This is a genomic window from Streptomyces sp. NPDC091371 (assembly GCF_040684275.1).
Lineage (GTDB): Bacteria > Actinomycetota > Actinomycetes > Streptomycetales > Streptomycetaceae > Streptomyces.
In genome coordinates, this window is the sequence record NZ_JBFBFP010000040.1 from 39,818 (window position 1) to 56,983 (window position 17,166).

General features: G+C 71.5%; 21 protein-coding genes and 1 pseudogene. 7 read left to right on the forward strand and 15 right to left on the reverse strand.

Annotated elements, in window-relative coordinates; translation table 11 throughout:
• Positions 1-97: 97 nt before the first annotated feature.
• Entirely contained in the window at positions 98-502 is a 405-nt protein-coding gene (locus AB0O21_RS31265) for a hypothetical protein (protein ID WP_365176342.1), read from the forward strand.
• Here AB0O21_RS31265 and AB0O21_RS31270 read toward each other — a convergent pair.
• From AB0O21_RS31270 to AB0O21_RS31280, 3 genes are all read right to left on the reverse strand, one after another.
• Positions 480-1,760, reverse strand: coding sequence for an erythromycin esterase family protein (locus tag AB0O21_RS31270; protein ID WP_365176344.1), 1,281 nt, complete (start codon positions 1,758-1,760; stop codon positions 480-482). The two genes, AB0O21_RS31265 and AB0O21_RS31270, sit on opposite strands and share 23 nt — an antisense overlap.
• 94 nt (positions 1,761-1,854) lie before the next feature.
• The gene (locus AB0O21_RS31275; RefSeq protein WP_365176346.1) at positions 1,855-2,766 is read right to left on the reverse strand and encodes an endonuclease/exonuclease/phosphatase family protein; all 912 of its coding nucleotides are present in this window, start codon (positions 2,764-2,766) and stop codon (positions 1,855-1,857) included.
• Positions 2,763-4,514, reverse strand: coding sequence for a hypothetical protein (locus AB0O21_RS31280; protein ID WP_365176348.1), 1,752 nt, complete (start codon positions 4,512-4,514; stop codon positions 2,763-2,765). Before AB0O21_RS31280 ends, AB0O21_RS31275 begins: the two co-directional genes overlap by 4 nt.
• Before the next feature lie 67 nt (positions 4,515-4,581).
• Between AB0O21_RS31280 and AB0O21_RS31285 the strand changes: the two are divergent.
• Positions 4,582-4,956 (forward strand): annotated as a pseudogene (locus tag AB0O21_RS31285) (FBP domain-containing protein); the annotation flags it as partial.
• On the opposite strand, the gene AB0O21_RS31290 reads toward AB0O21_RS31285, so the two are convergent.
• From AB0O21_RS31290 to AB0O21_RS31325, 8 genes are all read right to left on the reverse strand, one after another.
• A complete protein-coding gene (locus AB0O21_RS31290; RefSeq protein WP_365176350.1) occupies positions 4,943-6,331 on the reverse strand; it encodes a serine hydrolase domain-containing protein in 1,389 nt (462 codons plus the stop codon). The pseudogene AB0O21_RS31285 and the gene AB0O21_RS31290 sit on opposite strands and share 14 nt — an antisense overlap.
• Positions 6,332-6,456: 125 nt before the next feature.
• Positions 6,457-7,314, reverse strand: a complete 858-nt coding sequence (locus AB0O21_RS31295; RefSeq protein ID WP_365176352.1) for a DUF3626 domain-containing protein — start codon at positions 7,312-7,314, stop codon at positions 6,457-6,459.
• 78 nt (positions 7,315-7,392) lie between these two features.
• Positions 7,393-8,814, reverse strand: a complete 1,422-nt coding sequence (tnpB, locus tag AB0O21_RS31300) for an IS607 family element RNA-guided endonuclease TnpB (RefSeq protein ID WP_365176354.1) — start codon at positions 8,812-8,814, stop codon at positions 7,393-7,395.
• 71 nt (positions 8,815-8,885) lie between these two features.
• The gene (locus tag AB0O21_RS31305) at positions 8,886-9,470 is read right to left on the reverse strand and encodes an IS607 family transposase (RefSeq protein WP_365176420.1); all 585 of its coding nucleotides are present in this window, start codon (positions 9,468-9,470) and stop codon (positions 8,886-8,888) included.
• Between the two features lie 107 nt (positions 9,471-9,577).
• Entirely contained in the window at positions 9,578-10,051 is a 474-nt protein-coding gene (locus tag AB0O21_RS31310) for a hypothetical protein (RefSeq protein ID WP_365176356.1), read from the reverse strand.
• 139 nt (positions 10,052-10,190) lie between these two features.
• Positions 10,191-10,925 carry a 3-oxoacyl-ACP reductase family protein gene (locus tag AB0O21_RS31315; RefSeq protein WP_365176358.1) on the reverse strand — a complete coding sequence of 245 codons (735 nt, stop codon included), beginning with the start codon at positions 10,923-10,925 and terminating at the stop codon, positions 10,191-10,193.
• A gap of 89 nt (positions 10,926-11,014) precedes the next feature.
• The gene (locus tag AB0O21_RS31320; protein ID WP_365176360.1) at positions 11,015-11,776 is read right to left on the reverse strand and encodes a DUF6193 family natural product biosynthesis protein; all 762 of its coding nucleotides are present in this window, start codon (positions 11,774-11,776) and stop codon (positions 11,015-11,017) included.
• Between the two features lie 52 nt (positions 11,777-11,828).
• Positions 11,829-12,377, reverse strand: coding sequence for a hypothetical protein (locus tag AB0O21_RS31325; RefSeq protein WP_365176362.1), 549 nt, complete (start codon positions 12,375-12,377; stop codon positions 11,829-11,831).
• Between the two features lie 73 nt (positions 12,378-12,450).
• Between AB0O21_RS31325 and AB0O21_RS31330 the strand changes: the two genes are divergently transcribed.
• The 4 genes from AB0O21_RS31330 (at position 12,451) to AB0O21_RS31345 (ending at position 14,835) form a co-directional block, all read left to right on the forward strand.
• Positions 12,451-13,017 carry a hypothetical protein gene (locus AB0O21_RS31330; protein ID WP_365176364.1) on the forward strand — a complete coding sequence of 189 codons (567 nt, stop codon included), beginning with the start codon at positions 12,451-12,453 and terminating at the stop codon, positions 13,015-13,017.
• A 294-nt stretch (positions 13,018-13,311) separates the two neighbouring features.
• A complete protein-coding gene (locus AB0O21_RS31335) occupies positions 13,312-13,896 on the forward strand; it encodes a hypothetical protein (RefSeq protein ID WP_365176366.1) in 585 nt (194 codons plus the stop codon).
• Positions 13,897-14,029: 133 nt separating this feature from the next.
• Positions 14,030-14,281 (forward strand): hypothetical protein, encoded by a 252-nt coding sequence (locus AB0O21_RS31340; protein ID WP_365176368.1) that lies wholly within the window; start codon positions 14,030-14,032, stop codon positions 14,279-14,281.
• Complete coding sequence (locus tag AB0O21_RS31345) at positions 14,278-14,835, forward strand: hypothetical protein (RefSeq protein WP_365176370.1); 558 nt, start codon at positions 14,278-14,280, stop codon at positions 14,833-14,835. Before AB0O21_RS31340 ends, AB0O21_RS31345 begins: the two co-directional genes overlap by 4 nt.
• 19 nt (positions 14,836-14,854) lie before the next feature.
• On the opposite strand, the gene AB0O21_RS31350 is transcribed toward AB0O21_RS31345, so the two are convergent.
• Positions 14,855-15,172 (reverse strand): IS3 family transposase, encoded by a 318-nt coding sequence (locus tag AB0O21_RS31350; protein ID WP_365176372.1) that lies wholly within the window; start codon positions 15,170-15,172, stop codon positions 14,855-14,857.
• On the reverse strand, positions 15,169-15,456 hold the full coding sequence (locus AB0O21_RS31355; protein ID WP_365176374.1) for a transposase: 288 nt from the start codon (positions 15,454-15,456) through the stop codon (positions 15,169-15,171). Before AB0O21_RS31355 ends, AB0O21_RS31350 begins: the two co-directional genes overlap by 4 nt.
• 85 nt (positions 15,457-15,541) lie before the next feature.
• Between AB0O21_RS31355 and AB0O21_RS31360 the strand changes: the two genes are divergently transcribed.
• Positions 15,542-15,943, forward strand: coding sequence for a VOC family protein (locus AB0O21_RS31360; protein WP_365176376.1), 402 nt, complete (start codon positions 15,542-15,544; stop codon positions 15,941-15,943).
• Positions 15,944-15,950: 7 nt separating this feature from the next.
• Here AB0O21_RS31360 and AB0O21_RS31365 read toward each other — a convergent pair whose 3' ends face one another.
• Together AB0O21_RS31365 and AB0O21_RS31370 are read right to left on the reverse strand one after the other, a co-directional pair.
• Positions 15,951-16,745 (reverse strand): DUF4239 domain-containing protein, encoded by a 795-nt coding sequence (locus AB0O21_RS31365; protein WP_365176378.1) that lies wholly within the window; start codon positions 16,743-16,745, stop codon positions 15,951-15,953.
• 7 nt (positions 16,746-16,752) lie between these two features.
• On the reverse strand, positions 16,753-17,139 hold the full coding sequence (locus AB0O21_RS31370) for a helix-turn-helix domain-containing protein (RefSeq protein WP_365176380.1): 387 nt from the start codon (positions 17,137-17,139) through the stop codon (positions 16,753-16,755).
• Between the last annotated feature and the right edge of the window lie 27 nt (positions 17,140-17,166).

The window sequence follows — 17,166 nt, forward strand, 5'->3', positions numbered from 1 at the left end:
GCATCGAGCCCTGCTGCCCGTCGGCGGGGGACGCGAGCCGGGGGATCAGCATGCGTCGCACCGAACGCCGTCCACCCCTCCTGCTAGCTTCGCCCGCATGACCGCATCACGAGCACTGGTGTACGACACCGCCTTCCGCGCCCGGGCCACCCGCAAGATGACCTGGGGCTTCGGCCTGCTCGCCGCCGCGGCCGCGGTCTGGCTGTGGCTCGCCGCCCAGTTGCTGCTGCCGTTCACCCCCGCGGGCGACGACGACAACGACTGCGAGTCCCGGGTCTTCTACGGGGAGGAGGACCGGCGCGGGCGGCCGTCGTCGTACGTCGAAGCCGAGGGCAAGGCCTGCGACACCGAACGCGACCCGGCCGAACTCCTCGCCCTCCTCCTGCTCTCGCTCCCCTTCGCCGTCGTCGGCACCGTCCTCTACACCGCGGGCCGCACCGAGGACCGCCTGAGCTACCACGCGGCCGAGGTGCAGCGCCTCACGGAGTTCTCACAGGGCTGAGGAGGGGCCGCGAGCTGGTCGAGACGGCAGCGTACGCCAGCCCGTCGTACGCGTCGGCCAAGGTCACCGGGCTGAGGTTGAACCGGTAGGTCCAGCGCGGCACCAGCGCTCCGAAGCTCCGCGTGAGGTGAGGGGCGTGAAGCCACTGCCGTACGGCCGACGGCCCGTCGGCCCCGCTGCGGAGGTCCACGAAGTGGTCGCCCGGGTTGGCGGCGGCCAACCGGGCTTCGACGGTGTCGGCGCGGGCGGGGCCCAGCCCGTTGGCGACGACGGCGCCGGCCCGGGGCCGTGCCCAGGGGCCCGGCCACATCCGGCGCGCGCGGAAAGAGCCTCTGCCGAACAGCAGGCCGAGCGCGTAGTAGGCGTCGCCGTGCCGGGTGCGCAGGTGTTGCCCCAGTGGCGCCGGTACGGCCGTTCCGCGGCCGCTCGTGGCGATGTGGCCGTTGTGGGCCCACAGGGCGACCCTGGCGGACGGATCCGCGAGGAGTTCGCCGACGGCCGCGGCCATGTACCGGTCACGGGCGGCGTACACGGTCCGCTCGGGATCCGTGTGCCGTCGGGGGCGGGTCACCAGGTCGGCGGCCTGTGTGAGGATCCGGGCGTGGCGCACCGCGTCGGTCTCTTCGGAGGCATTCCCGAGGAGGAAGTCCAGCAGCTTCTCGGCGTCGTGGAACAGGAGCCGGTCGGGGTCGGGGCGCGATCCCGGATACGCGTCGGCGAGCACGCGGAGCGGGGTGAGGAGTTCGCCGGCCCGCTCGGGCGCCAGGCGCCGCAGCAGGGTGTCGAGCTCCGCGAGGGAAGGCCCGCACTGCTGGGGGTCGATGCCCGCGAAGCGCACCTGACGGGCCTCGGGGCGGCCCTGGTTGTAGGCCCGCATCCACTCGATCATCGCGAGCACCTCCTGGGTGCGCCACGTCCAGAACCCGAGTCCGGTCAGGGCCCGCGCGCCGTCGCCGACGCCGTGGCGGACGTAGGCGTCGACGGCCGACGCGGCCGACGCACTCGCCTCCATGGCCAGCACGGTGAAGCCCAGCTCCGTCACCAGGAACTCCAGCAGACGGTGCTTGAGCTGGAAGAACTCACGCGTTCCGTGAGTGGCCTCCCCCAGGCCCACGATCCGTACCCCGTCGAGAACGCCCTTCAGCGGCTGGAGGTCGGCGGTGGGCGCACCTGCCGTCAGGCTGTCCAGCCGTAACGCGCTCCGGGCCAGCCAGCCCGTCACCTCGTCGGTCGCGGGCTCGCGTGGTGTTGTCAGCATGTCCGTCGAGGCTACCCACTCTTGGTGCCATCGATGGGAGTCCCAAAAATGAACGTCCCAAATTTGGGACTATCAGGCCTGGGGCTGAAACCTGCTAGAACCTGACCCGGGCCGCCACCGGGAGGTGGTCGCTCGGGGTCGCCGGGAGGGTCCAGGACGCGACCGGGGTCAGGTCGCGGACCAGGACGTGGTCGATGCGGGCCGCCGGGAACCGCTCCGGCCAGCTGAAGCCGAAGCCCGCGCCCGCCGCGTCGTGCGCCGGGCGGAACTGCGACATCAGCGGGGCGACCGCCCGGTCGTCACTGGTGCTGTTGAGGTCCCCGACCAGCAGGGTCCGGCCGGCCGGGCCGCCGCGGACGGCCTCCGCGAGGCGCCGCGCGGCCCCGTCGCGGCGGGCTGTGTCGAAGCCCGCGGTCGGGCGGATGCGTACGGACGCCAGGTGCGCCACGTACACCGTGAGCGGCCCCTCCGGGGTCTCGGCCGTCGTGCGCAGGGCCCTGGTCCACTCCATGATCGGCACGGCCTGCGTGTCCCGGAGCGGGTAGACCGACCACAGCCCGACCGTCCCGCGCACCTCGTGGTACGGATACGCGCCGGCGAGCGCGGCCGCGTACTGGCCGGTGGCGGGCTCGACCAGCTCCTCCAGGGCGATCAGCTGCGCCCCGGTGGCGGCGAGGGCGCGGGCGGTGCCGGCCGGGTCGGGGTTCTCGTCGTCGACGTTGTGCGTGACGACGGTCAGCCCGCCGCTCCCGCCGGCCCCCCGGTCCGCGAACGTGCCCGCGTAGAGGCAGGTCCAGACGAGCGCGGGCACCAGTACGGCGACCAGCGCGAGCCGCGCCCTGCGCAGCAGCGCGAGCCCGCCGAGGACGGGCACGGCGAGGCCGGTCCAGGGCAGGAAGGTCTGCACGAAGCTGCCCGGGTTCCCGAACCGGTGCGGGATCAGGCCGTGGAGCAGCATCAGCAGAGCGGCGAGGAGCGCGAGCGCGGGGAGGATCCGGCCCTTCACGGCTGTTGCCGCCTGCGCTTCATGGACCGTTCGTACTCCGCCGCCAGCCGTCCGAACTGCGGCAGCATGCCACCGAGATCGTCCGAGAGCCGATCCAGCACCGCTTCGATCGCGGGATCTCCCGGCCACCCGCTCGCGAGCTGTTTGGCCGCCGCGACGGCCACCCCCGGGCGGTCGCGCCTGCTGATGTGCTCCATGAAGACGGCCCGAACCCTCGGGTCACCCGGCCACCCGCTGCCGAGTGCCTCGATGGCGCACTTCTGCGTCGGCGGATCATCGAATTGCACGGCCATCCGCATGAGGACGCCGAAGGTGGCTGCGTCGCCCCGCCAGCCCTGCTCCAAAACCTTCGCGAGAGCCGCGCGCCAGCCCTGCTCCGGGCCGTCGACCAGAGCGAGGAGGTGGTCGCGGACCACGGGATCGGCCGCCCATCCGGTGACCAGCGCCGCCAAGGCGTCGGGCCGGAGCCTGAAGTCCTCGGTCATCTCCAGGCACAAGGCTCGCGCCCGGGGATCGCCGGGCCATCCCCGGGGAAGTGCGTGCAGTACGGCCTGACAGACCAGGAGGGCGCCCCCCGGGCGCGCCAGCCGAAGGAGCGCCGCCAGCACCACCGGATCGCCGGGACAGGCATCGGCGAGACCTCCGACGGCCATCCTCCGGATCTCGTCGTCGGGGTCGTCGACCATGCGCAGCAAGACCTCACCCGTCTCCGGCCGGCCGGTCCAGTCCCGTACGAGCAGTTCGACGGCCTCCCGTCGGAAGGTGCCGAGCCGCGTGGCGGCGACGAGCACGGAGAACTCGTCGTCGGCGGGCTGCGAACCCTCCGTGCCGGGCGCCGGCTCCGCCGCCAGCTCCCGCACGGCCTCGTCCTCGGTGGCGTTGAGGGCCCTCGCCTTGGCCAGCGCGCCCGCGATGTCGTCAAGCGCGGGCCGGGCCAGGAACTCCTGCGGCACCAGCCCAGGCCCGGGCCCGGGCCCGGGCCCGTGGGCCGGGGAGGGGCCGAGTTCGGCCGCGTCCGGGTGCAGGGCGAGCCGCTGCACCTCGCGGCGGGCCTGGTCCCAGAACCCTTCGAGCCTGCGGACCCGGGCAACGGCCAGCTCCGATTCGGTCTCGGCGGTGTGCTTGAGCGCGAGGGCCTGCTCGGCCTCGTCCCGCACGGCCGCGATCCGCCGGGCGTCGCCCGGCCCGTGGTGGAGCCGGGCCAGCAGGGCGTCGCGGTCGGCGATGATCTCGCGCAGCTCGTTGACGATGAAGCACATCGTCGCGATGAAGAGCTGCGCGTCCCGCAGCGAGTAGCGCAGCCGGGTCTCCTTGTGCCGGGCGCGTTCGAGCTCCACCTCCAGACGGAGGACGGCGACGGTGTCACTGCCGCCGTCCACGGAGGCGGTAACGGCCACGGCCTCATCGGCGACCGCCCGCACCAGCCCCTTCGCCGTCTCGCAAAGGTCCCGGTACTCCTGAGCGGACAGCCCGGAGGCCCGGCTCGTGACCTTCAGGAACTCCCGTACGAACGGCCACGGCGGCACCGGCCCCTGGCCGTTCATCGCCCTGTCCACCTGGGAGTTGGAGCACCGGACCGTCGCGAGCGGATCAGGCGCCCCCTTGTCGGCCGCCGCCCGCGCGGAGGCCGCCTGGTCCGCCTGGAGCCGGGCCGCGATCGCACGGCTACCCAGCCCCGCCTGCCGGGCCTGCGCCCGCAGGAAGCCCGTCAGCCGCTGCCGGGGCGGCCCGTCGCCCTCCGTGCTCATCCGCTCCCCCGCCCGTCCCGTCGTCCCCAGTCGATGGACGCCGCGCGGGCACGCCCGGTTGCGACGGGTGGATCCGGGCGCCCCGCTGAAGGCGCACGTGGTGCTGCCCCGCCCCGACGGCCCCCTCGGCATCTCCCTGCGCGTGCCCACCGCCAGCCGCACCAGCGCCCTGAAGTCCAGTTTCTGCCAGCTGTGCCTGACGGGCCACGCCTCCTCCGGCGTCACCCTGCTCGCCGCGCCCCTCGCGGGAGCCAAGGGCCGCGAGGGGAACACGGTCGGGATCTCCGTGTGCGCGAACCTCGTGTGTCCCCTCTACGTGCGCGCCAAGCGCCAGCCGAAGCTGCGGACGAACCAGTACGAGGAGTCCCTCACGCTCGACGAGCGCCTGGAGCGGATGACGCTCAACCTGCACTCCTTCGCGGCCCGCGTCACCGCCGGGTGAACAGTCGGCCGCCCAGGTCGGCGCCGGTGATCGCCCCGTTCGCGTCGCGGGTGAAGAAGCCGCGCTGACCCTTGAGGCCGCCGTCCGTGACGACGTACTCGTCGCCGTCGCCGGGCAGCAGGCCCATGGCGGCCGGCTCGTAGTCCGGGGGCAGTTCGGTCTCGGAGGCGGCGCGGAGCTCCCGCTTGATGGCGGCGCCGACGGTGAGTTCCGTACCGTCCGTGGCGATGGTGAGGGTCATGGCGTCGTTGTCGTAGCTCCCGGCGACCTCCAGGGCGCGCGCGTGGTCGTACGGGACCGGCTCCGGATCCGCGTCCACGACGCCGAGGTAGTGCTCCAGGGCCCAGCGGACGACGGCCTGGTTGAAGAGGAGGCCGCTCTCCGGGCCCGCGTTGGACAGCGCGACGACGGCGAAGCCGCGTTCCGGGACGGTCAGCAGCTCGGCGAACTGGCCGCTCGCCGATCCGCCGTGTCCGACGGTCCGTACGCCGTCCACGTCGCGCAGGAACCAGCAGATGCCGAACGCGTCGCCGAGGGTGCTGCCGCGCAGCGCGACCGTCGGCTCCTGCATCCGGTGGAGCACCTCGGCGGTCAGGACCCGTTCGCCGTTCTCCGCGAGGCCGTCGCCGAGGTGGAAGCGGGCCCAGCGGAGCTGGTCGGCGGCCGAGGAGGCGAGGCCGCCGCCGGGGCGGTTGCCGCGCGTGGTGACGGTCCAGGGGCGGGAGACGGCCAGGTCGCCGTCCTCGTCGGGGTTGTGGCCGACGGCGAAGCGCCGGGTCATGACGTCGGAGGGCGCGAAGAAGCTGTCCTCCAGGCCGAGCGGCTCGAAGAGCAGCGAGTCGACGGCACGCTCGTAGGTGAGGCCCGTGACGGTCTCGATGATCCGGCCGACCAGGTTGAAGCCTGCCTGGCTGTAGGAGGCGCGGGCCCCGGGCGGCGCGATCAGGTCCAGCTCGGCCATCTTCGCGACGAAGCCGGCCAGGGCGTCGTCCCCGTCGCCGGTGTCGACGACGACGTTCCAGTCGAGGCCGGCGGTGTGGTTGAGGAGGTTCAGTACGGTGATCTCGGCCGCGGCCTTCTCGTCGGAGAGGGCGAACTCGGGGACGTAGCGTCGCACCGGGGCGTCGAGCTCGACGCGGCCCTGCTCGACCAGCCGCATGAGCGCGGTGGCGGTGTGGGTCTTGGTGACCGAGCCGAGCTGGAACAGCGTCCGCTCGTCCACGGGCAGCGGGTGCTCGGTGCTGGTCACGCCGTGGCAGGCGTACACCTCGCGGCCGTCGACCCAGATGCCGACGGCGGCGCCGGGGATGCCGAACTCCTTGGCCGTGGTCTCGACGTACTGGGACAGGGTGTCGATCGTGCTGATCGTGCTCATGGTGGGCGGGGCTCCTCATCGGCTGTTTCGCGGTGCGCGATCTCGATGAGCAGACGATGTCCGTGACTGCTGACAGCGGGCGAACAGACCGCTGACAGCGATCGGTCGGCGACTGTCAGGCGCCGTCAGGACGCGCCGGCCGCCCCGAACCGGGCGAGGTAGTGCCACACCCGCTTGAGCGCCTGGGGGTCGTGGCGGCCTTCCCGCCGGCCGGCCTGACCGAGGATCCGGGGGTCCAGCCACCCGTCCACGGCGATCTCGGCGCCCAGCTCGACGAACTCCCGGCCCCGGTAGTCGGGGTGCCGCCGCAGCTCCGCCACCGCGAGCCGGAAGCCGGGATGCCACTCCACCGGGCAGCCGAGCCGCGCGGCGGCCTGCTCCACCTCCGTACCCCGGTAGGAGGGGTCGAGTACGAGCGCCTCCACATCGCGGTCGAAGATCACCGGGCCGTGGACCTGCGCCTCGACGTAGTCGTCGAGGGCGTCCTGCGCGTCGGCCTCGGCGAGCGCGACGAGCCGGGCGGCGGCGGCCGCGACGCCGAAGTCCGACGGTTCCAGGAAGCTGTCCGGGTAGCAGAACGTCGTCCGCGCGTGCGCATCGGGACGCAGCCGGACGTGCGCGGACCCGAAGCGGGGGGCGCCGCCGAACGGCTTGCGCCGGAAGTTCAACGCCCCGTACACGGGCCGCTCGTGCGCGGGCGCGTCGTCGTAGGCCCCGCCGAAGATCCGGCTCTCCCACCGCCACCGGTCCCCGCCGGGGTGGGCCGTCAGCCCGCCGTTGCTCGTCCCGGTGACGAACTGCGAGCGGTAGACGCCGTCCTCGGCCAGGGCCTCCAGGACGGTGCGGCCGCGCACGCGCCGGTCCGGGTGGAAGTTGAGCGTCACCCGCAGCTCCGCGTCCAGCGCGGGGCCGGAGGACAGCTCGGCGACGTGGCGGAGGGCTCGTAGCTGCGGGGTCTGGATATCGCGATCGTCCGTGCTCATCGGGGCAGTCTCCGTTGCTTCGAGTCTCAGCGACTCTCAGCCTTCCGGGCGTTTCCGCCCGGAAGGTTCGTGACGGTGTCACCAGAGCGCGAGTTGCTCGCGCCTGGTGTCCTGCCGACGATCTCTCGCTTCCGTCCCCTGGTGGGGTGTTGCGCCAGCCGCCCGCGTGCCCGTCCCCTTGCGGGTTCGGGCGGTGCGGGTCTTCTGCTTGGCTCCACGAGGCTTCGGCACCGCCGTCGGGGCGGGGCCCGGGTCTCCGGCCACTCCGGTACCCGTCTTACCGCTGGCCGCCGCGAGGGCGGCCAGGTTGTGGCCTGCGTTCGCGTCCCGGTCCAGGACGAGTCCGCAGGCGTCGCACTCGAAGACACGCACGCCGAGGGGCAGCTTGGCTTTCACCACACCGCAGCGGGAGCAGGTCTTCGAGGAGGGCATCCAGCGGTCGGCAACGATCAGACGTCCACCGTGGCGCTGGGTCTTGTAGGTGAGCTGGCGCCGCAGTTCCCCGAACGCCGCGTCGGAAACACGGCGGGACAGACGCCGGTTGCGGACCATGCCTTTCACGTTGAGGTCCTCGACCACGACGGTGCCGTACTCGGCGGGGATGCGCGCGGTGGCCTGGTGGAGATGGTTCTCCCGCAGGTTCGCCACCCGGTGGTGCACCCGGTTACGGAACGCGTTGGCCTTCTCCCAGCGACGGGACGGGGCCTGTCCGGTGCGCCGGTTAGGGCCGCGTCGGCGGGAGACGGTCCGGGAGGCCTTCCGGAGCTGCGTGAGTGCCTGGTCGTAGTGCTTGGGGTTCGCGACCTCCCGGACCTCGCCGGCCGAGTCCGCCATGACGAGGAGAGCCTTCACGCCGAGGTCGATCCCAACCGCCGTGCCAGGCCGGCTGGCAGGGGTGATGGTTTGACGTTCCTCGGTCTGCAGGACCGCGAACCAGCGGCCCCGCTCGAGCCGCACCGTCACCGACAGAATCCGCGTCCCGCCTTCGGCGATCGCGTCCACGAGGGGCTGGACGTCCTCGTGGAGGCGGATCCGGCCGAGGCGGGGAAGGACGATATGCCGCCGGTCATCGAGGCGGATGGTGCCGGTGGTGAACTTGCACGCCAGGCGGGCTTTCCGCTTCGACTTGAAACGGGGCCTGCCCATCCGGGCGCCCTTGCGCTCGCCGCGCCGGGACTTGGCGTAGTTGTCGAACGCGGCGGCAGCGTTCGCGAGGCCGGTGTTGTAGGCCTCCTTCGAGTTCTGCGCCCACCACTCCCGCAGGAACGGGTCTGTGCCTTTGGCCTCGTTGAACGCCTTCCGCAACGACGGCAACGACCACGACCGCCACGGAACACGCTCTGCCTCGGGGACGCCGTAGGTCTCCTCCGCTGCCCGCTGCGACCAACTCGCCAGCACATGCCGCACCGCCCAGTTGTAGGCGACCCGCGCCGCCCCGCAATGCGAGGCCAGAGCCCTCAGGGCGGACGCGCCCGGGTCGAGGGCGAGTCTGTGGCCCACGACGTGAAAGCCGGTCCGTGCCTCGAACCCCCGGCGCTTTTTCTTCCCGCCCTTGGCAGGCTCCGCCCCGCTCACCCGGTCGTCTCCGCCGGCGGAGCGGTGGCCTCGGCGATAGCGCGTGCGGCCCGGTTCTTCGCCGCTCGCTGCCCATAGAGTCGGGCACACATCGAGGTGAGGACTTCGGTGATGTCCCGGACCAGGTCGCTGGTCGTCTCCTGCGGATCGAGCACCACCAGGCGCCGGCCGGAAGCCGACAATGCCGCTTCCAGATGCTCGACACCGAAACGGGCCAGCCGGTCGCGATGCTCCACGACGATGACGGCAACGGCCGGGTCCGACAGGACACGGTGCAGCTTCCGCCGCTCCCCGTTCAGTCCCGACCCGACCTCGGTCACAACCTCGGCAACGGCCAGCCCCAGCCCGTTGGCCCCCTGGACGACACGGGAGACCTGCCGGTCAAGATCCGCCTTCTGGTCGCCGGACGAAACACGGCAGTACGCCACCGTCCGCCCAGCGATCTCGGGAGTGGACTCCTCGACCAGCCACATACCGGACGGCGTCTGCACGACAGGGACCGGCATACGGCCCCCCTTCGCCCAGGCCCACGCCGTCTGGTAGTGCACACCGTTGCGCGCCGCCCACTCGGAAAGCTTCACACCATCACGATAAAGGCTGATGAACACAGATAACCACTGATGAAAAATGCGACTGTTGTTCACCCCCAGTCGATCCACACGGCGCACCCGGATTGGCCTCGGCGTCCCTAGTCTCCGGAGAAGCCGAAGATTCCCAGGTGAGTCGGTATGCCGTCGGAGTGGAGGACGACGTAACAGCCGGTCCACCGCATCTGGCACTCGCCGAGCAGGCTCCGCTCGTACTCCTCATGGCTCCGGGCGTCATGGGCGGCGGCGAGGAGCTGCTCGTACTGCTCGACGGTGGGGCGCTCCGTCCCGAAGTGGTGGACCACGCGCTCGGGCGACAGGGGGCGCAGGGTCCCGTAGTCGTCGATGACGGACCGGTTCGGCGGGTCATCGGTGGCGACGACCCTGACGATGTCGAGGATCGTGTGGGTGCCTTCCGTACCCATGAACTCCTCGTCCGCGTACAGGTCTTCCAGGCTCCGGAAGCAGGCACCGTCGCCGTACTCCTCCTGGAACACCCTGGCCTGCAGAGCCGCCAAGGCCGCAGCCACATCGCCGTCGTAGCCGGTGACGTAGTCCCATCCGCTGGCACCCATCGAGCCACCCTCCCCATCGAGATCGTGAATGGCCGAACGGTATCGGCGGGGACTGACAACACAGCCGACCCCGCGGACGCGGCCGGGCGTCGGCGGAGTCGGGCGGGGTCGGCTCCGGGCGGGTCAGGCGGTCGGGCGGTCAGGCGGTCAGGCCGCCGTCGACGGTCCAGTCGCTGCCGGTGACGTAGTGGGCGGCCGGCGAGGCGAGGAACGCGACGGCCGCGGCGATGTCGTCGGGAGTCGCGTAGGAGCCGAGGGCGGTCCGGGGGGTGACGACGTCGGCGAATTCGCCGCTGGCGGGGTTCATGTCGGTGTCGACGGGGCCGGGCAGGACATTGTTGACGGTGATGCCGCGCGGGCCGAGGTCCCGGGCCAGGCCGCGGGTGAGCCCGGACACGGCGGCCTTGGAGGCCGAGTAGACCGAAAGACCCGGGAAGGGGGATATGTCTCCATTGACGCTGCCGATGTTGATGACCCGGGAGCCCTTGGTGAAGTGGGGTTCGGCGGCCTTGACGGCGGCGAAGATCGCCCGGACATTGACCGAGAACGTCTCGTCGAAGTCGTCGAGGGTCAGGTCGGACAGCGGCCCGAACCGGCCGACCCCGGCGTTGTTGACGAGGATGTCGAGAGAGCCGAAGGTCTCGACGGTGGCCGTCACGGCTGCCTGCACGGCGGTGGCGTCGGAGCTGTCGGCCGGCAGCGCGACGACCCGCGGGCCGAGCTCACCGGCGAGGGCCTCCGCCTTCTCCTTCGAGGAGTTGTAGGTGAAGGCGACGGCGGCACCGTCAGCCGCCAGGTGACGGACGATCGCCGCTCCGATTCCCCGAGAACCACCGGTGACCAGGGCTGTCTTCCCCGCGAGCTGCTGAGTCATGGTCTACTCCTCCAACGAACCGCACTAATCGGATAGGCATTTCAGCGGGGCATAACCCCGACTGGTCACAGCACTATTCCGACGCCCCCTCAGTCCCTCGCGTCTCGCGGCAGGTTGTCGAGGAGGAGAGCGAGGGTTTCGGCCGTGCCGGTGGTGTCGCGCAGCCGGCCGTCCTCCGTCCGCACGTGATAGCGGCCGTTCCCGAGCGGCCGGACCATCGGTAGGTCGGTGCACAGAGGTGCGGTGGCACGGCGGCTGAAGCGGAGCCAGTCATGGCTGGTGCGCGGCGACAGGGCCCGGAGGCGCGGTTCGGCGAAGGCGGCTTCGACGAGCTCGTACAGCCCGGCGTGCGTCGGTCCGGCGGCCGCCACACGCATCTGCCGCCACCGGACGGACACCGCGTCGCCCGGCTCCCCGGATCCGCTCCCGGCCGCGGCCGCGGCCCCGGCCCCGGCCCCGGACACCGGATCCCAGGCTCCGAGGAAGGGCCACTGCGCGACGAGGTCGGGCACGGGGAGCCCGAGCAGCAGCCAGGAACGCAGCGCGCCGGCGGCGTCGTCCAGGTCTGCACTGCCGCCTCGGGCCATGCTGGACCCTTCGGCCCGGCAGTCGACGGCGAAACTCCGTCGGCCGAGGGTCATCGCGACGATCACGTCCCGGCTGTCGGCCCGGGCCCGCGCGACGACGTGCCGCCAAGCGGGCGGTGTCAGGAGCTCGACCGCGAGCCCGCCCCCCGCCCGGTCAGCTGCCGCCTGCAGCACACGCCGCAGGGATCCGGCGCGGACGACCTCGGGGTAGAACTCCGCATACCGGAACAGCGGGTCTCCCGGATCCACCGGCTCCTCGGGCACGGGCCCGAGTCTGCCATCAGCACAGGCCGTGCGAGGCGGGTGACCGGCCGGCTCAGAAGACGGCAATGGCGCTCCCGACGAGGATGGCGGCCACCAAGCCCAGCGCGGGGACGGCCACCAGCCCGAACAGGGCGGCGAAGACGTAGCCCTCCCCGTCCCCGGGGCTGGCGCCGCGCGCGCAGGAGACGAGCCAGCCCGACACGGCGAGGAACGGCACGATCAGCAGCCCGGTGGGAACGCCCAGATCAAACACGGCCATCCCCGACAACTCGTACGCCCGCCCGCCCGCGGTCCGGACCTCCACCACGGCGCCGGGCTTGTACTCCTCGGCCGCCGATACGAGCAGCATGCGACGCGACGCCTCGCCCGCCCCGCGCGGGGTGAACGCGCCGGAGCACCAGGTGCCGGTCGACCCGCCGTCCAAGTCCTGTCCCTCATGGCACTCGGAGATCGCGACGACCCCGTCCACGGGCCCGAAGCCGAGTACGGCCGCCAGCGCCGGCCCCGGCAGCAGCCACACCAGCCACCCGCCGACCCCGAGCGACACCACGGCCCCCACCCCGGCCGCCCACCGCCCCAACACCCTCACCGCAGCGCGCATGACGCCCCCCTCTCCCCAGCTGCCGAATACCCGGGCCGGGGGGCCGGGCTAACGGCTGCGGCAGACTTCCCCCATGGGGAACTCCACGGCATACCCGCTCCTGACCACGACCAACGTCGACGCGCTCGTCACGCTCGCCGAGCGGCTGCTGACCGTGGCCGAGGGGGACGGGAACGGAGACGGCATCACCACCGAGCTGTACGTACGCGTTCCGGGCCGCGAACAGCTCCGACGACTCCTGGCCGCCGTACCGGACGCCGAGGTCACCACCCACGTACGCGCCGACGCCGCCGAGCCCGGCGACCACCCGCTGCCCTTCGACGACATCTACAGCCTCGCCCTGGCCGTACCCCCCGAGAACGCCGTCGCCACGGCCCGGGCGGTCCTGGAGTTCTGCCCGCACATCCAGCTCACCTGGGAGTCCTTCGGCTGGCCGGCGATCCCCGAGCTCGGCCACCACCACCCGCTCTACAACTACGCGGCGGTGGTGATCGCCTTCCACCACCACGACGTGTACCTCGCCGAGAACCCCACGCCCGGCCACACCCTGTTCCTCCACGCCGACAGCCACGAGGACCGCGCCGAGTGGCTCGCCCACCGGGCGGGCGCCGAGATCACCGGCCTCTCGTCGTCCTGGTAGCTAGGGGTGTCTGATAGGTCGTGCGGCTGGTCTGGAACGATCACCCGGACAGGGAGCTGTCTCTTCGCGAACTTGCCGCTGGCCGGGCAGTGTTCGTTCCTCGGTTCCTTCGACCCAAGCCCACGCGGCCCGGCCCGACGCCCAGCCCCTCCCCGGTCCCTCCGCCGCACCCCACGCGGCACTGGCCACCTGAACCCGGCGGCCCGTAGCCTCGGTGGCCCCGAGGCCGCCGTAGCCCTCCAGTACCGAACCGCACCGCGCCCGCACGACCGAGTAAGGACCCAGGACCCACATATGGCCGATGAAGACGACCTCAAAGACGACGAATTCATGGGCCGTGCGGGCCCCATCGAGACGGACTACGTCCCAAGGAAACTGGTCCCGAGCCGAGTACTCGCCGCCCCGCCTGGAGTCCGACAGGCGGCCGAGGAGTCGGGGCGCGCCCTGCAGATCGACTTCCTGGATGACGCGGCAGTCCTGAGGATGCTCCACCTCCGCTACTGGGACGAGGCGACGATGTACGAATCGGGCTGCGGCTCCGCCTTCTTCGCCATACCCGTGCCCGTGGCGCTCTTCGGCTACTGGGGCGGCTACGCCCAGTATTGGGAGCCCGGGGTGGGTCTGAGCGCCTACTACGCGGTGTGGGCGCTCTCCATCGTCGTAGGGCTGCTGGTGATCGCCCGCCGCGCCCGCCGTCAGTGGGGCGACCGGCCCCGCCAGAAAATCCGGGCCCGCGCGAAGGAGTACCGGCGCCTCGCCCAGATGGCACGGCAGCACGGCGCCGACGTGCCGGACTTCTACCCCTACTACGGCCCGTATCCCTTCGCTGCGAAGTTTTACGCGGACGCGGAGGAACTAGAACTCCCCCAGGAGAAGTAGTCCGCATGAGCACCACGAACACCAGCACGACGGACCGGTTGGTCGAGGTCCCGGCTCCCTCGTCCGGGGCCGGACGACCGAGACCTCGCTCCAGGCCGCCGGCCCCGATGAGGAGATACACGTCCGGTGGGTGATGCCGGAAGGGTTCTTCGAGCTGCCATTCGAGGCGGAGGACATCGACGACCTGGCCGAGAAACCGGTGTCCCTCGGCCAGGAGGTCCTCCCGGGCGCGGACTACGAGATCCAGGTAATCAACCGACGGCGCATTGAGAGACTCCGCATGGGCGACAGGATCAGGGCAGACCAGATATCGAGTGGCACGGAAGGGCCGATAGCCCAGGTCTGCGGCCATCGGCCATTTACCGCGATGGGTGTGAGCAGATGAGCATGAACGACCTCAACCACGGGTCACGGCGCTACCGCATCGCGGTCCACTGGGCGTACGCGGTAACCACGGGCTTCGGCGGAATAGTCGCGTTCATCACCAGCGTGGCGGGCACGGTCGCCGGCGTCGGAGCCTTTTCCGGAGCCGACACCGTCCGGGACCACGTCACCGGTCTGCTCGCGATGTACTGGCTCACGGCCCTGTGCCTCGACCTCGCACAGAAGATGACGCGGGATGCCCTGGCCCTGCACCGCGCCGCCCGGCCTGAGGACGCGGACGTGACCGGGGGCCACCTCCTCACCCTCTGCTTCACCTACGGGGCCGTCGCCGGAATCGTGCTCTCCGTCAACGCGACCGGGGTGCCCCTGTGGGGCGTGCTGCTCATCATGTGCGGCCCGCCCTTGCCGGTCCTGGCCTTCAAGGCCAGGGAGGTCTTGCGGAAGCGGACAGCGGCGCGGGCCGCCGTGAGGGCGGCGGCGCGACCGGTCGTCAGCACCCGCAACCCGCGTGCGACCCGCCGGACGAGCCGGGCTCAGCGGCGGGGGAGCTCCTGAACCTCGCGTCTGCGCGGGCCTACTTGCCCTTGCGCAGGTGCCGACCGGTGATCCCGGCTGCCCGCATCAGGCGTGCGACCCGCTTGTGGTTCACCACCGGCCCTGATTCCCGGAGCTCACGGGTGATCCTGGGCACTCCGTAAGCCCCCCGCGTCCCACCGTGAATGGCGCGTATCCGCTCCGTCAGTTCGGCCTCCCGCACGGTCCGTTCTTGCCGGGCCGGCTCCGCGAGCCGCCAGCGGTAGAAGCCTGAGCGGGAGACCTTGAGGATTCTGCAGAGCCGCTGGATGCCGTACTCCAAATGGTGGTCGGAGATGAACCGCCAGCGGCTGGTCAACGACCCATCTCCTTCGCAAAATACTGGGCCGCCTTGCGAAGGATCTCCTTCTCCAGCTCCAGTTCACGGACCTGCTTCCGCAGCCGCTTGAGTTCCTCACGCTCCGACGGCGTCAGCACGTCACCGCCCCCACGGGCCATGGACTCGGCCCGCCGGACCCACTGCCGCAGCGACTCGGAGTTGACCCCGAGCTCCTTTGCGACCGAGTTGACGGTCCGTCCACTGGACCGCACCAGCTCGACTGCGTCCCGCTTGAACTCCTCCAAATACCGGGCAAAACCCACCAGAACACCTCCGTCTCGGATCCCACGATCCGATCTTCAAGGGATGTCCACAAACGGCGGCAAACCCCACCCGTACGCTGCCCACATGATCAACTCAACTACTCATGTCCGCGTCGCCCGTCCCTCGCTCGGTCTGAAGGCCGCCGAGCGGTTCTACGTCGACGGGCTCGGGCTGGACGTCCTGTGGCGGAGCACCAAGAGCGCGCCCGGCGAGCACGACCTGCTGATGGTCGGGCCCGCCGGGGGTGGCTGGCACTTCGAGCTGACGCATGACGCCGACGCACCGATCGTGCCCGCGCCCACCGTCGACGACCTCTTCGTGGTCTACCTCGGCGAGGAGCCCGACGAGGCACTCGTCGAGCGGCTCGTCGAGCACGGCGGGACCCGGGTGGCCTCGCACAATCCGTACTGGGACGAGTGGGGCGTGACGATTGAGGACCCCGACGGCTACCGGCTTGTGCTGAGTTCCCGTACCTGGGCGAGCTAGCGGCCGGTTAGCCCGCCGCCCAGAACTGGGACAGGGCCGCCTCCTTATACGGGTCCGGGCGCACGCTCAGGTCCCCCGCGAAGGGGCGGTCCAGGGCCACGACCAGCAGCAGGCTGAAGCCGATCAGCGCCGCCACCGCCGACACGAACAGCAGCTGCATCTTCAGGCTGCGCAGCCCGAACAGGAAGGTGAGCGGGACGATCACGAACGCGCCCCCGTACACCAGTACTTGCAGCAGGACCGGCAGCGAGGTCTCGGCCATCGACACGCGTGCCCGGCGCTGTGCGGCGACGTCGTTGAGGCGGGTGACGGCCTCCGCGTAGAAGGTTTCGGCGCGGGGGCCGCTCGGTTCGTACGCCTGGAGGGCCGCGTACAGGGCGCGCGTCTGCACTGCGGTGGCCTCGTAGCTGGGGCGGCCCTCGCGCATGAGCGGCCACTGCACCTCGACGACGGCGTGCGTGTACGCGCCGACCGCCTGGTTCACCCGGTCGCGGTCGGCCGGGGGGAAGGCGTCGGCGCTGCGTACGACCAGCGCCAGGTCCGTGGCCTCGGTGGCGACGATGTTCTGGGTGTTCTCGAGCTGCGTCCAGAGCGTGACGACGACGAACGCGAGGATGATGCCGTAGATCGCGCCGAACATGCCGAGCGCGACGCCGACCATCTCGTTGTGGTCGCCGCCGGCGAGGTGCGGGAAGCGGCGGCGCGCGGCCAGGCTGCCGGCGACGGCGAGGCCGGTGAGGCCGCCGACGAGGAACACGGCGATGACAAAAGTGCTGAGGTTGTTGAGCAACCAGAGGATCATGGCCTGCTCAACGAGCGGCCTCACCCGAAAGCCCCGCCTCCTGGGCGTCGATCAGCTCGTCCCAGTGCTCCCGGGTCCACTCGCAGGCCGCGTCCAGCGGTCCGAGGAGGCCGCGGCCGAGCGGGGTGAGCGCGTACTCGACGCGGCGCTCGGGGCCTTCGTACTCCTCCCGTACGACGAAGCCGTCGCGCTGCAGCCCGCGCAGGGACTGCGTCAGGGACTTGGAGGTGATGCCGCGCAGCGGGACCTTGAGCTCGGAGAAGCGGCGCGGGCCGCCTTCCAGGCAGCGCAGGACCAGCGTCGCCCACTTGTCGCCGATCCGGAACGGGACCAGGGGCGAGGGGCAGACGGGGTCGAACATCTCCGGGTCCAGCGGGTCCAGCGGCTCGTTCATGATCCACACGGTAGGCCGGTATCCGTT